The sequence below is a fragment of the Sphingomonas horti genome, from assembly GCF_009753715.1.
Lineage (GTDB): Bacteria > Pseudomonadota > Alphaproteobacteria > Sphingomonadales > Sphingomonadaceae > Sphingomonas_B > Sphingomonas_B horti.
Genome location: NZ_WQMS01000020.1, coordinates 142,086 through 155,775, shown reverse-complemented (window position 1 = coordinate 155,775; position 13,690 = coordinate 142,086). Strand labels below are relative to the sequence as shown.

General features: G+C 66.9%; 11 protein-coding genes and 2 pseudogenes. 8 read left to right on the top strand and 5 right to left on the bottom strand.

Annotated features, from left to right (window positions below; translation table 11 throughout):
- Nucleotides 1–21: 21 nt before the first annotated feature.
- Both GON01_RS16190 and GON01_RS16185 read right to left on the bottom strand, forming a co-directional pair.
- Complete coding sequence (locus tag GON01_RS16190; protein WP_157028416.1) at nt 22–1,221, bottom strand: exo-beta-N-acetylmuramidase NamZ family protein; 1,200 nt, start codon at nt 1,219–1,221, stop codon at nt 22–24.
- A complete protein-coding gene (locus GON01_RS16185; protein ID WP_157028415.1) occupies nt 1,218–1,676 on the bottom strand; it encodes a DOMON-like domain-containing protein in 459 nt (152 codons plus the stop codon). The genes GON01_RS16190 and GON01_RS16185 overlap by 4 nt, the downstream gene beginning before the upstream one ends.
- Nucleotides 1,677–1,813: 137 nt before the next feature.
- Here GON01_RS16185 and tyrS point away from each other — a divergent pair, with 137 nt between their 5' ends.
- The 3 genes from tyrS (at nt 1,814) to GON01_RS16170 (ending at nt 4,638) form a co-directional block, all read left to right on the top strand.
- A complete protein-coding gene (gene tyrS / locus GON01_RS16180; RefSeq protein ID WP_157028414.1) occupies nt 1,814–3,043 on the top strand; it encodes a tyrosine--tRNA ligase in 1,230 nt (409 codons plus the stop codon).
- 126 nt (nt 3,044–3,169) lie between these two features.
- On the top strand, nt 3,170–4,162 hold the full coding sequence (locus GON01_RS16175) for an alpha/beta hydrolase (protein WP_157028413.1): 993 nt from the start codon (nt 3,170–3,172) through the stop codon (nt 4,160–4,162).
- Complete coding sequence (locus GON01_RS16170) at nt 4,159–4,638, top strand: RNA pyrophosphohydrolase (RefSeq protein ID WP_181600291.1); 480 nt, start codon at nt 4,159–4,161, stop codon at nt 4,636–4,638. Before GON01_RS16175 ends, GON01_RS16170 begins: the two co-directional genes overlap by 4 nt.
- 25 nt (nt 4,639–4,663) lie before the next feature.
- On the opposite strand, the gene GON01_RS16165 is transcribed toward GON01_RS16170, so the two are convergent.
- The 3 genes from GON01_RS16165 to hisI form a co-directional block, all read right to left on the bottom strand.
- On the bottom strand, nt 4,664–5,917 hold the full coding sequence (locus GON01_RS16165) for a metal-dependent hydrolase family protein (protein WP_157028412.1): 1,254 nt from the start codon (nt 5,915–5,917) through the stop codon (nt 4,664–4,666).
- Nucleotides 5,914–7,194, bottom strand: coding sequence for a M28 family metallopeptidase (locus GON01_RS16160; protein WP_181600301.1), 1,281 nt, complete (start codon nt 7,192–7,194; stop codon nt 5,914–5,916). The genes GON01_RS16165 and GON01_RS16160 overlap by 4 nt, the downstream gene beginning before the upstream one ends.
- Nucleotides 7,195–7,283: 89 nt before the next feature.
- On the bottom strand, nt 7,284–7,664 hold the full coding sequence (gene hisI / locus GON01_RS16155; RefSeq protein ID WP_157028411.1) for a phosphoribosyl-AMP cyclohydrolase: 381 nt from the start codon (nt 7,662–7,664) through the stop codon (nt 7,284–7,286).
- Between the two features lie 163 nt (nt 7,665–7,827).
- Between hisI and GON01_RS17120 the strand changes: the two are divergent.
- The 5 genes and pseudogenes from GON01_RS17120 to GON01_RS16135 all read left to right on the top strand — a co-directional run.
- Nucleotides 7,828–8,928, top strand: a pseudogene (locus GON01_RS17120) (NF038122 family metalloprotease); the annotation flags it as partial.
- 15 nt (nt 8,929–8,943) lie between these two features.
- A pseudogene (locus GON01_RS17470) lies at nt 8,944–9,045 on the top strand (PEPxxWA-CTERM sorting domain-containing protein); the annotation flags it as partial.
- Nucleotides 9,046–9,181: 136 nt separating this feature from the next.
- Nucleotides 9,182–10,639 carry an amidophosphoribosyltransferase gene (gene purF, locus GON01_RS16145; RefSeq protein ID WP_157028409.1) on the top strand — a complete coding sequence of 486 codons (1,458 nt, stop codon included), beginning with the start codon at nt 9,182–9,184 and terminating at the stop codon, nt 10,637–10,639.
- A gap of 76 nt (nt 10,640–10,715) precedes the next feature.
- A complete protein-coding gene (locus tag GON01_RS16140; protein ID WP_157028408.1) occupies nt 10,716–11,429 on the top strand; it encodes an SDR family NAD(P)-dependent oxidoreductase in 714 nt (237 codons plus the stop codon).
- A 375-nt stretch (nt 11,430–11,804) separates the two neighbouring features.
- Nucleotides 11,805–13,679, top strand: a complete 1,875-nt coding sequence (locus GON01_RS16135; protein ID WP_157028407.1) for a 2-oxoacid:acceptor oxidoreductase subunit alpha — start codon at nt 11,805–11,807, stop codon at nt 13,677–13,679.
- Nucleotides 13,680–13,690 lie beyond the last annotated feature (11 nt).

Sequence of the window (13,690 nt, the reverse complement as noted above, 5' to 3'; positions counted from 1 at the left end):
CGGGGCTTAGAGCCGGGCTGCTCAATAGAGAAGAAAGCTGCGCCGCTCCTCTTCCCAGGCCTGCTCGTCCGGCAGCGTGATCGCGTCTAGGTCGCCCGGTGCCGCGGCCGCCTCGTCGACCCATTCGCGCAAGCGCGGCGACCCGTTGATCACATCGATCGCGAGCTTGTCGAACTCATATTCGTACGGGAAGTCGCGCCACAGGTCATAATGGGGCCACAGCCGCCGGATGGCCTTGAACGCCAGCGCCTGCAGCCGCCACGGCTTGAACGCCTGATGGTCGTAGAACCGCCCTTCCGCATGGGTGTGGACGCCATTGCACAGCGTCTTCGCATGCTTGTGAAAGGTCGGCTGGAACCAGATTTCGCGGAGCGCGCAACCCTCAAGCCAGCCGGGGGCGAGCCGGCGCATCTCGGCGATCACGGCCTTCGCGTCGATGTCCGGCGCGCCGAACAGCTCCAGCGGCCGCGTCGTGCCGCGCCCTTCAGAGAGCGTCGTCCCTTCCAGCATCACCGTGCCGGCATAGGCGCGCGCCATGTTGACGTTCGGCGCATTGGGGCTGGGGTTGATCCAGACCCGCTCCTCCAGCGGCCAGCCGAAGCCCGGTTCCGCGCCCGGCCGCCAGCCGCGCATCTCGATCACCTTGTAATCGACGTCGAGCTTCAGCTGCTCGATGAACCAGCGGCCGAGCTCGCCGAGCGTCAGCCCGTGCCGCATCGGCATCGGCCCGGCGCCGACGAAGCTCTCCCATCCTTCGCGAAGGGTCAGTCCCTCGATCGGCCGCCCGGCGGGGTTTGGCCGGTCGAGCACCCACACTGCCTTGCCATGTTCGGCCGCGGCTTCCAGCACGTAGCGGAGCGTGGTGATGAACGTGTAGATGCGGCAGCCGAGATCCTGCAGGTCGACCAGGATCGTGTCGAACATGTGCATCGACTGGCCGGTCGGCCGCCGCACTTCGCCATAGAGGCTGAACACGGGGATGCCGTACACCGGATCGGTGAAGTCCGCCGACTCCATCATGTTGTCCTGAAGGTCGCCCCGCACGCCGTGCTGCGGCCCGAACATCGCCGTCACGTTCAACCCCGCCGCGACCAGCGCATCGAGCGAATGCGTCAGGTCCGCGGTGACGGAGGCCGGATGCGCCAGCAGCGCGACCCGCTTGCCTTCCAGCGGCGCACGAAGCTCAGGGTCGGCGAGCAGCCGATCGATACCGAATTTCATGTGTCGCTTGCTGGCGGGAGTTCGAGCGCAAAGCAATCGGGATGATGGAAATCGGGCCTGTCGCCGGGCGGATGGCGCAGCGCCCAGTAGGATTTGGTGCCGTCCTTCTCCTCGATCACCGCGGAGAGGCCCAGCGACAGGGGGGCCGGCAAAGACGGCGGCTCAAACTCAGCCGAAAGATGGAAATAGTCATGCTCGGTAGCTGGATCAGTCACCGCGATTTCAGGATCGACGCGCATGGGCAGCGGCCGCATCCCCTCACGGTAGCGATCAAAAGAGTAGGCGGCCCAGGCGAACGAGGGTGAAAAGTTCAGTTCAAGATATGCTTCGGATTTGATCGGGCGGATAAAAGCCTCGAAGCAGGTTGTCTGCCACAGCCCGTCCGTGCGGGCCGGCTCCCCCTCGGGCGCGAGCAACAGATGTCGCCTACCGCGCACGCCAAACTCGATCTCCATCGACTTGCCGTCCAAGACAAGAAGCTGCGCGGTAACCCCGGAGATCGCTCGCGGTGGCGTGCCCGGATGCGATATGAGCTGATGAATTCCCCAAATGCTCCCCAAATCCAATTCTCCATGCTAGTCGCGCCCGCGCAATGACCGCCTACACCTCTCCCCTCCTCCGCCTACTCGACGAACGCGGATACATCCACCAGGTCACCGACGCCGCGGCGCTCGATGCGCTGGCGAACAAGCAAGTCGTGCCCGGCTATATCGGCTTCGACCCGACCGCGCCGTCGCTTCATGTCGGCAGCCTTGTGCAGATCATGCTGCTGCGCCGGCTCCAGCAGGCGGGGCACAAGCCGATCGTGCTGATGGGCGGCGGCACCGGCAAGGTCGGCGATCCGAGCTTCAAGGACGAAGCGCGCAAGCTGATGACGGTCGACACGATCGCCGCCAACATCGCGTCGATCCGCACCGTGTTCGAGCGCTTCCTGACCTTCGGCGACGGCCCCAGCGACGCGGTCATGCTCGACAATGCCGAATGGCTCGACAAGCTCGAATACATCCCGTTCCTGCGCGACATCGGCCAGCATTTCTCAGTCAACCGGATGCTGAGCTTCGATTCCGTGAAGCTCAGGCTCGATCGCGAGCAGTCGCTGTCGTTCCTGGAGTTCAACTACATGATCCTCCAGGCCTATGACTTCCTGGAGCTCAGCCGCCGCGCCGGCTGCCGGCTGCAGCTGGGCGGATCGGACCAGTGGGGGAACATCGTCAACGGCATCGAACTCGCGCGCCGCGTCGACGGCACCGAGGTGTTCGGCGTCACCACCCCGCTGATCACCACGGCGGACGGCGGCAAGATGGGCAAGACCATGTCCGGCGCGGTCTGGCTGAACGAAGACCAGCTCTCGGCTTATGATTATTGGCAATTCTGGCGGAACACCGACGACCGCGACGTCGGCCGCTTCCTGCGCCTGTTCACCGACCTGCCGCTGGACGAGATCGCCCGGCTCGAAGCACTCGAAGGTGCGGAGATCAACGAAGCGAAGAAAATTCTCGCCAACGAAGCGACGGCCATGTGCCGCGGCCGCGCGGCGGCGGACGAGGCCGCCGAGACCGCGCGCCGCACCTTCGAGGAAGGCACCGCGGGCGAGGCCTTGCCGAGTCTGGCGGTGCCGGGCGGCAGCATCGGCATTGTCGACGCGCTGGTCGGCCTCGGCCTCGCCGCGTCGAAGAACGAGGCGCGCCGGCTGATCAAGCAGGGCGGCGCGCGCATGGCCGGCGAGAAAGTCGAGGATGAGGCGCTGATGGTCACCGTCGGCGCCGATCCCGTCCGCGTCTCCGCCGGCAAGAAGAACCACGGCCTGCTGACGCGCTCCTGACCCGTCATCCCGGCCTTGAGCCGGGACCTACCTTCTTCCGCGCGGCAGGCAAGAAAAGGTGGGTCCCCGCTTTCGCGGGGATGACGTAGAACTGGTTTCGAATCAGAACCGACAGGAGCCGTGCCCATGTCCCAGCCCTATGTCCGCCCCGACGTCCGGATGTTCCTGGAGTTCCTGAACAACATTCCCGGCCCGAAGATGCACGAGGTCACGGCGCCCGAGGCCCGGGCGACCTATGCCGCGATGAAGGACGTGGCCGACCCGCCCGCGGGCGAGCTCGCGGTCAAGCGCGACCTGAAATGCGGCGACGTTCCGGTGCGCCTCTATGATGCGCGCGAGCGGCGGCAGCCCGGCCCGGTGCTGGTCTTCTTCCACGGCGGCGGCTTCGTGATCGGCGACCTGGAGACCCATGACAGCTTCTGCGCCGAAGCAGCGCGCTCGCTCGACCTGCCGGTCGTCGCGGTCGACTATCGCCTGGCACCGGAGCACGCTTTCCCCGCCGCGCCCGACGATTGCGAAGCGGCGGCGCGCTGGGTCGCGACCAGCCCGGCCGAGCTGGGCCTGAAGGTCACCAGCCTGGTGCTCGCCGGCGACAGCGCGGGCGGCAATCTGACGATCGTCACTGCCCAGCAGCTCCGCGACCGGCCGGCGCAGGTGCCGGTGATCGCGCAATGGCCGATCTATCCGGTCGTCGACGATGCGCCCAAATACCAGTCGTTCCACGACTTCGGCGATGGGTTCCTGCTGACCCGCGACGGCATGCAATGGTTTGCCGAGGCCTATCGCGCGACCGAAGGCGATGTGCGGAACACGCCGATCCTGCACAAGCAGGAGGGAATGCCGCCGACGCTGCTCGTCACCGCCGGCCTCGACCCGCTGCGCGACCAGGGGCGCGCCTATGCGGGCGAGCTGATCCGCGCCGGCGTGCCGACCGTCTATCGCGAGGCGGTCGGCAACATCCACGGCTTCATCACCCTCCGGAAGGCGATCCCGTCCAGCGTCGGAGACGTCGCGGCGTGCTTCCGCATCCTGAAGGACATGATCGCCGAGGCCGAAGCCGACCGCGTGATGGCCGAAGCAGCGCAGGGCGCGGACACGGTGGCGGCGGCGGCCGAGTGAGCGGCCTGCCTTATCGCGCCGCAGTCGGCGTGATGCTGCTCAATGCGGAGAACAAGGTGTTCGTCGGCCAGCGGCTCGATAATGCGCTCGAGGCGTGGCAGATGCCGCAGGGCGGGCTCGATCCGGGCGAGAGCGCGGAGGAAGGGGCGCTCCGCGAGCTGGAGGAAGAGACCGGCATCGCGCGCGATCTGGTCGAAATCGTCGCCTGCGCGTTGCGGCAACTGGACTATGACCTGCCGGAAGACCTGCAGGGCAGGCTCTGGGGCGGGAAATATCGCGGCCAGCGCCAGACCTGGTATCTGTGCCGCTTCCTTGGGCGCGACGAGGACGTACGCATCGACACGCCCGAGCCCGAGTTCCGCGCCTGGAAATGGGCGGAGCCGTCGGAGCTCCCGGCGATGATCGTGCCGTTCAAGCAGGCGCTGTACAGGGCGGTGCTGGCCGAGTTTGCGGCGCATCTCCGGCTTGCACCTTAAGCAGGCTCAGCCCGAACGGAAGTTCCTATTCTCTCCGATAAATCACCCCATTCTTCATCACCATTCGCACCTGCTTGACGGCGCCGATGTCCCGCGTCGGGTCGCCCTCGACCGCGACCAGGTCTGCCAGCAGCCCGGGCTTCACCGCGCCGACGCGATCGTCGATGCGAAAGATGTGCGCATTGCCGGACGTGGCGGCGATCAGCACATCGGCGGCCGGCATGCCGGCCTCGGACATCAGCACCATTTCGCGCGCATTCTCGCCGTGCGCGAACACGCCGACATCGCCGCCCATGCAGATCGTGACGCCCGCCGCGCGCGCCATCCGGAACGCCTTGCGGCTCTCGATCACGCCGGCCGGCGCCGGCTCCTGTCCGCTCCAGCCGCGATAGCGGGCGATCGCGTCGCGCGCGGCGAGCGTCGGGCAATAAGCAATCCTGCGCTCCGCCATCAGCTTGAACACCTCGGCCGTGCCCTCGTCGCCATGCTCGATCGTGTCGACCCCGGCGAGCGCGGCCCGGCGCATGCCTTCCGCCGTACTGGCGTGCGCGGCGACGAGACGCCCGGCCGAATGCGCTGCCTCCACGCCCGCCTTCAGCTCGTCCAGGATGAAGGTCGGCCGGCTCGGCTCGCCCTTGCCCCAGCGATAGTCCGCGTAGAATTTAACGATGTCCGCGCCGCCGCCGATCTGCCGCCGCACCGCCTGCACCAGCCCCGGCCCGTCGGCTTCCTCAGCGCCCTGCGGGATCGGAACACCGGGCTCGAAGCCCTTCGGCCCGTAAGCACCGGTCGCGACCAACGCGCGCGTCGCGACGAGCATCCTGGGCCCCGGCACGATGCCCTGCCCGATCGCCAGCTTCAGCCCGACATCGGCATAACCTGCGCCCTCGGTCCCGAGATCGCGGACGGTGGTGAAGCCCGCCATCAGCGTGTTGCGTGCCGCCACCGTCGCCCGCGCGGTGCGCAGCGCCAGCGGCTCGTGCACCTGATCGTCCCACGGCGTCTCGTTGTACGGATGGAGGAACAGGTGCGAATGCCCCTCGATCATGCCCGGCATCAGCGTCATGCCGGGCAGGTCGATCGCCGTCGCGCCGGTGGGAGCGGCAAGGTTCGGGCCCGCCGCCTCGATCCTGTCGCCGCGCACCAGCACCGACCAACCGACGTGCGGTTGGCGGTCGACGCCGTCGAAGACCTGGGCTGGCTTCAGCAGATAGACGGTCTCGGCCCAGGCCGGCACGGCCAGCGCGGCGAGCAGCACCGCGAGCAGCGCGCGGATCATTTGCGCGGGGCCGGGCCAGCGAAGGTCACGACGCTTTCGGAACCGTCCGCGGCCAGAGCCGCCACGCCGAAGAAATGATGGTCGATGTTGACGTCGTGCAGGAACAGGGAAGTCGCCGAGGCCGGCACGTCCTTGTGGTCGGTCCAGTCCGGCCGGTCGGCGAGCCGCCAGCGCACGCGATAGCCCGCAGCGCCCGGCACCGGTTCCCATGCGACCGTCGTATCGGCGCTCAGCGCGCCCGTGATCGTGACCTTGTCGGGCGGCGGCGGCGCGCTCGCGAGCTCGCGGATCACCGCCATGTTCAGCGCCGTCACGCGGGCGAGATAGGGGAAGTCCACGCACTCGATCGTGTCGCCGTAGAACTTCCCGTTCTCGGTCCGGAGCGTCTGGTGTTGATGATCGTAATTCTCGGTCACTTCGGTGATCCGCACCGCCGGATAACCCACTTCCAGGAACGGGATATGGTCGCCGCCGCGCTGGAACCGGTCGGGCCGTCGCACCGCGATCACCTCCAGGCCGTTGCTGCTCTGGGCGATACGCTTGACCGCCTTGGCGAGCGAACGCGACGGCGAGTCGTCCTCGCCCCCATTGGCGCGCTGGGCGAGGTCGTCCTCCCGCGTCGCGGCGGCGCGGATGCCTTCGCTGAACACGCGGACATAGGCGTCGTCATGCGCGCCGCCGACGCCATGGGTGTTGCCGACGATGTCGTTGTTCAGCACCGCGACGACGTTCCAGCCCCGCTCCTTCGCGGTCCGCGCGAGCAATTTGCCGCCCCACAGCCCCTGCTCCTCGCCGGACAGGGCCGCATAGACGATCGTCGCCGCGAATTTCTCCTTGGACAGCAGCCGCGCCGCCTCGATCACCAGCGCCGTGCCGGAACCGTCGTCATTGGCGCCCGGCGCATCGGAAGTCGCGTCCATCACGTCGGTCACGCGGCTGTCGATATGCCCCTGGACGATGACCACGCGGTCCGGATCGGTGGTGCCTTTCTGGATCGCGATCACGTCCTCGACGCGCACGCCGTTCGGCGCCCGCGGGCCGGTGAACTGGTCGCCGATCGTCTCGACCGTCAGGCAGCCGCCGCACGCCTTTGAGAATTCCCCGAACCGTCCCGCCGTCCAGCGCCGCGCGGCGCCGATCCCGCGCTTCGGGTCGGTGGTTGTCGAAAGCGTGTGGCGCGTCCCGAAGCCGACCAGCCTGGTGATGGTCGCGCGCAGCTCGGCGGGATCGGGTTGGGCCGGCGCGGCGGCGGCCGCGAGCAGAAGCGTAGAAAGAATCACGTGAGACTCCGTTCGGGCTGAGCTTGTCGAAGCCCTCCCTTTCTTTCGGGCATTTCAGAAAAGAACAAGGGAGGCCTTCGACAAGCTCAGGCCGAACGGATTGTGAAATTTCCCTGCAGAACGCCGTTCCGCTCGACCCGCCGGTAGAAGCAGCTCCGCGCGCCGGTGTGGCAGGCCGGCCCCGCCGCCTCGACCTTCAGCCACAGCGCATCCTGGTCGCAGTCGACGCGCAGCTCCACGACGCGCAGCACATGGCCGGAGGTCTCGCCCTTGCGCCACAGCCGGGCGCGGCTGCGCGACCAGAAATGCGCCTCGCCGGTCTCCATCGTCAGCCTCAGCGCCTCCGCGTTCAGATGCGCGACCATCAGCAGCTCGCCGCTTTGCGAGTCGGTGACGACTCCCGTGATCAGCCCGTCCGCATCCCATTTCGGATCGAGCTTCGATCCCTTTTCGCGCGCAGTGTCCATGCCGCTTCATGGAGGCATCGCCGTCGAATGAGAAGCGTCCATGGGCGGCACGGTTTCGCAACAGAATCGACTCGACCTTTGGTTAACGGAGGCGTAATTTTTCGCGCGGGCCGCGCAGCCGGAGGGTGCCGATTGCGCGCGCCGAAAAAAGGGGGTGTGTCACATGAAAGAGATCGTCGTGGCGGCGCTTTGCTGCGCCGCAATCCCTGCCGTCGCCCATGCCGAGATCATTTGGGGTGATGAAATCAGCTACGAAGGCGCCGTCGGCGGCGGCTCGAACCTCGGCGGAGGGGTGATTTCGCCGCCTGCCAATGCCTTTGGCGGCGCGACGTTCATCCTCAATGATACCGGCGGGGTCGGCGCCGGAACCCAGGCACGGGCGGGCTTCGAGGCGGCCGCCGCGATCTGGGCCAGCCTGATCCGCGACCCGATCACGATCCGGCTCGACGTCGGTTTCCGGCAGCTGGGCCCGAACATCCTTGGTTCGACTGGTTCCACGACCAACACGATCAGCTACGCCAATCTGAAGACCGCGATGGCCGCCGACATCAAGTCGGGATACGACCAGCATGCGGTCGCCCATCTCCAGGCTGGCAACAGCCTCGCCTTCGTGTCGAACGAACCCGGCAACTGCGTAACCAATGTTCCGACGTGCGGAGCGATCAGCACGTCCAGCCGCACGCTCGACAACGACAACACATTCGACAACTTCAACATTCAGATCAACACCGCGCAGGCCAAGGCGCTGGGCCTCAATCCCACCTACCTCCCCAGCAACCCCGGCGGGCGCGATGGCTCGGTATCGTTCAGCAACCAGTTCAATTGGGACTTCGACCGCTCCGACGGGATCGATCCGAACCTTATCGATTTCGTCGGCGTCGCCGCGCACGAGATCGGACATGCGCTCGGCTTCCGCTCAGGCGTCGACACGGCCGATGTGAACGCCAACCTGAACCGTGCCGGTCTGGACGCGATTGCCTGGGGCACGGTTTGGGATCTGTTCCGCTACCAGAGCTTCAACGGGCAGCAAACGCTGGACTGGACGATCGGTGGCACACCGTGCTTCTCGATCGACAATGGCGGCACCTGCCTCGGCAAGCTGTCGACCGGCTCCGTCAACGGCGATCTCCGCCAGGCCAGCCACTGGAAGGACGATACGCTGACCGGGCTGACGCTGGGCATCATGGACCCGACCCGCAGCGGCTTCATGGGCGGGGTCACCAACCTCAACCTGACGCCGCTCGACCGGATTGCGTTCGACGTGATGGGTTACGACACCTATGTGCCCGAACCGGCGACCTGGGCAATGATGATCGCCGGTTTCGGCCTGGTGGGCGCCGCGCTCCGTCGTCGTCAGCGCGCGCAGGTCAGCTTCGCCTGAACTCTCAAGCTCGGACAGCTTGAGCGTGCCCGCCCGGTAGAAGTACCGGGCGGGCCTTTCTTTCTCAGCCAAGGGGCGACAAACCGGATTCGCGCTCCTATATGCCGGGCCAACGAGCCAAGGGTCGGGTCTGGCAATGCTCACCACCAATCCGTTCGACGACGACAAATTGCGCGAGGAGTGCGGCGTGTTCGGCATCTACAATGCCGAAACCGCCTCGGCCGTGGTCGCGCTCGGCCTTCATGCGCTGCAGCATCGCGGGCAGGAAGCGGCCGGCATCACCAGCTGGGACGACCAGCACTTCCATTCGCACCGGGCGATGGGACATGTCGCGGGCAATTTTGACCGCGACGACGTGATCCGCGGGCTGCCGGGCCGGGTCGCGCTCGGGCACGTGCGTTACTCGACGACCGGTGAGACCGCGCTCAGGAACGTCCAGCCGCTGTTCGCGGAGCTGTCGTCGGGCGGCTTCGCGGTCGCGCATAACGGTAACATCTCCAACGCGATAAAGCTGCGGCGCGAACTGGTCCGCCGCGGCTCGATCTTCCAGTCGACCTCCGACACGGAAGTGATCATCCACCTCGTCGCCACCTCCACCTACCGGACGCTGCTCGACAAATTCATCGATGCGCTGAAGCAGGTCGAGGGCGCCTACAGCCTGATCTGCCTGACGCCCGAAGGCATGCTCGCCTGCCGCGATCCGCTCGGCATCCGTCCGCTGGTCATGGGCAAGCTCGGCGACGCGACGATCTTCGCATCGGAAACGGTGGCGCTGGACGTGATCGGCGCCGAATTCATCCGCCAGGTTGAGCCCGGCGAGATCGTGATCGTCACGGAAAGCGGCGTCCGCTCCATCCAGCCGTTCGGCAAGATCAACCCGCGGCCCTGCATCTTCGAGCATGTCTATTTCTCGCGCCCCGATTCGATCGTCGACGGCACCAGCGTCTATGACGTGCGCAAGGCGATCGGCGCACAGTTGGCGATCGAGGCGCCGGTCGAGGCGGACCTGGTCATCCCGGTGCCGGATTCCGGCGTGCCGGCGGCGATCGGCTATGCCCAGCAATCGGGCATCCCGTTCGAGCTGGGCATCATCCGCTCCCACTATGTCGGCCGCACCTTCATCCAGCCCGGCGACCAGGTCCGCCATCTGGGCGTAAAGCTGAAGCACAATGCCAACCGAGCGCTGATCAGCGGCAAGCGCGTCGTGCTCATCGACGATTCGATCGTGCGCGGCACGACGTCGCTGAAGATCGTGCAGATGATGCGCGATGCCGGCGCTGCCGAGGTGCATATGCGCATCGCCAGCCCGCCGACCCGGCACAGCTGCTTCTACGGCGTCGACACGCCGGAGCGCACCAAGCTGCTCGCTGCCAAGCTCGATGTGCCCGGCATGTCGGACTATATCCAGGCCGACAGCCTTGCGTTCGTCTCGATCGAAGGCCTGTACAAGGCGCTCGGCCATGACCGCCGCGCGGAGGTGCGCCCGCAGCATTGCGACGCCTGCTTCACCGGCGACTATCCGACCACGCTGACCGACCAGGACGAGCTCGCGCCCACCGACCAGCTGAGCCTGCTCGCGGAGCGGGTGGTCTAACCGTTATGTGCTCCGGCGAAGGCCGGAGCCCAGAGTTAGGGCTGGACCCCGGCCTTCGCCGGGGTACACGGCGCCAATGACTGACAAACCCCTCGAAAACCAACTTGCCCTCGTCACCGGCGCCAGCCGCGGCATCGGTGCCGCCACCGCCGAAGCGCTCGCCAAGGCCGGCGCGCACGTGATCCTCACCGCCCGCACCGCCAAGGACCTGGAAGCCGTCGAAGATCGCATCCACCAGGCCGGCGGCAACGCGACGATCGCGCCGATAGACCTGGCCGAAGGAGACAGCATCGGCCGCCTCGCATCCGCGGTCGCCGGACGCTGGGGCAAGCTCGACATGCTGGTCCTCAACGCCGCGATGCTCGGCACGCTGACGCCCGTGCCCGCGATCGACGCCAAGGAATTCGCGAAGCTGCTGACGCTGAACGTGGGGGCGCAGCAGGCGCTGATCGCCGCCTTCGACCCGCTGCTCCGCGCCGCGGCGCCGGGCAGGCTGATCGCGATCACCTCCAGCGTCGGCGCCACCCCCCGCGCCTATTGGGGCGCATACGGTGCCTCCAAGGCCGCGTTAGACACCCTCGTCGCCGCCTATGGCGAGGAACAGCGCAATCTCGGCAAAGTCCAGGTCGCAATCCTCGACCCCGGCGCGACCCGCACCAGAATGCGTGAAAAGGCCTTCCCGGGCGAGGACCCGGCGACCGTCAAGGCCCCCGAGGTGGTCGCGGACCGCATTGCTGCGCTGCTGACGGATGGGTTCGAAACGGGGCATCGCGAGCGGGTTGCGGGCTGATCCAGACTTTCCGGCATTACCCGGAAGGACGAGGCTATGACCGTAAACGCCCCATAGCGGGCCCTCTCCCATGGGGAGAGGGCGACTCGCGCTTCAGCGCGAGCGGGGTGAGGTGACCAGGTTTTCGTGGAGAGGTCCAACCCCTCACCCGGTCAGCGCAAGCGCTGACTCGACCTCTCCCTATGGGAGAGGTGATTGGTCCGCGAACCACCCAAGCCGTTGGCAGCCGCGTCTGCGGGACGATCCGTGAAATCCTCGCCGCACGCACGCGCAACAGGGTGAAGGGACGTTTGCACTCCGCCGCAGATTTTCTACATTGGCGCAACGCATTCGGCGGCCTACTCGACCGCCACGCATCAAGCAGGACAGTCGCAAATGGCCACAGCCGCCCATCAGCTCACTCCCCAGGAGGCGAGCGCCCAGCCGCCCGCGGAAAATGTCGTCGTCCGCTTCGCGGGCGACTCCGGCGACGGCATGCAGCTGACCGGGGGCCAATTCACGCTGTCGACGGCGCTGGCGGGCAACGACCTGTCGACCTTTCCCGACTTTCCCGCCGAGATCCGGGCGCCGCAGGGCACCACCTTCGGCGTCTCCGCTTTCCAGATTAATTTCGGCTCGACCGAGGTCGAGACCGCCGGCGACGCGCCCGACGTGCTGATCGCGATGAACCCGGCCGCGCTGAAGGTGAATGTCGGTCAGCTGAAGGACGGCGGCCTGATCATCGCCGATGAAGGCGAGTTCGGCGCCCGCAACCTCGCCAAGGCCGGCTATGAGACCAATCCGCTGGAGGATGACAGTCTCGGCCGCTGGCAGCTGCTGGCGTTCAACATCTCGCAGCTGACGCTCGAGGCGGTGAAGCCGTTCGGGCTCGGCAACAAGGAAGCCTTGCGCTGCAAGAACATGTGGACGCTGGGCCTGGCGCTCTGGATGTTCGACCGCGACCGCCAGCCGATCGTCGACTGGTTGAAGGCCAAGTTCGCCAAGGCGCCGACGCTGGCCGAGGCCAACATCGCCGCGCTGAATGCCGGCCATGCCTATGGCGAGACGGCCGAGCTGTCCGGCTTCCTCAAGCAGCACCACATCTCGGCGGCGCCCGCGGAGCCGGGCCTGTACCGCACCGTCACCGGAGCGGAGTCGATTTCGCTCGGCCTCGTCGCCGGCACGCAACTCGCCGGGCTGCCGATGTTCTTCGGCGGCTATCCGATCACCCCGGCCTCGGCGATCCTGCATCACCTGTCGCGGCTGAAGGAATATGGCGTCACCACCTTCCAGGCGGAGGACGAGATCGCTGCGATCGCAAGCGCGATCGGCGCCTCCTATGCCGGCTCACTGGGCGTCACCTCGTCTTCGGGCCCCGGTATTGCGCTGAAGGGCGAGGCGATGGGCCTCGCGATCATGACGGAGCTGCCGCTCGTCATCGTCAACTCGCAGCGCGGCGGTCCCTCGACAGGCCTCCCGACCAAGACCGAGCAGTCGGACCTTTACCAGGCCGTCTATGGCCGTAACGGCGATGCGCCGATGCCGGTGCTCGCTGCCCGCTCGCCCGCCGACGCGTTCGACTGCGCGATCGAGGCGGTGCGGATCGCGACCCAGTTCATGACGCCGGTGATGCTGCTGACCGACGGCTATATCGCCAATGCCGCCGAGCCGTGGCGCGTGCCCGACATGAGCCGCTACGCGCCTTTTCCGGTCGAATTCCTGGAGACGGTGCCCGAAGGCGGCTTCCAGGCCTATGCGCGCGACGACAAGCTGGCGCGGCCCTGGGTCAAGCCGGGCACGCCCGGCCTGCTCCACCGCATCGGCGGCATCGAGAAGGCGAACGGCACCGGCAACATCGACTATTCGCCGTCGAACCACCAGCTGATGACCGACCTGCGCACCGACAAGATACTCGGCATCGCGGACCATATTCCGGAACAGGAAGTGACGCTTGGAGACACAGGCGGCAAGCTGGCCGTGGTCGGCTGGGGCTCGACCTACGGACCGATCAGCCAGGCTGTCCGCCGCCAGCGTCTTAAGGGCCGCGACGTCCACCACATCCACGTCCGCCACATCTGGCCGCTGCCGAAAAATCTGGGTGTCCTACTCCGCTCTTATGAGCGTATCATCGTGCCCGAGATGAACACCGGTCAGTTCAAGACAGTGCTGCGCGACCAGTTTCTGGTCGACGCCAAGCCGCTGAACAAGGTCTCCGGCCAGCCGTTCCGCATATCGGAGATCGAAGTCGCGATCGAGCAGGCGCTTGCGTAGGGTGGCTATGT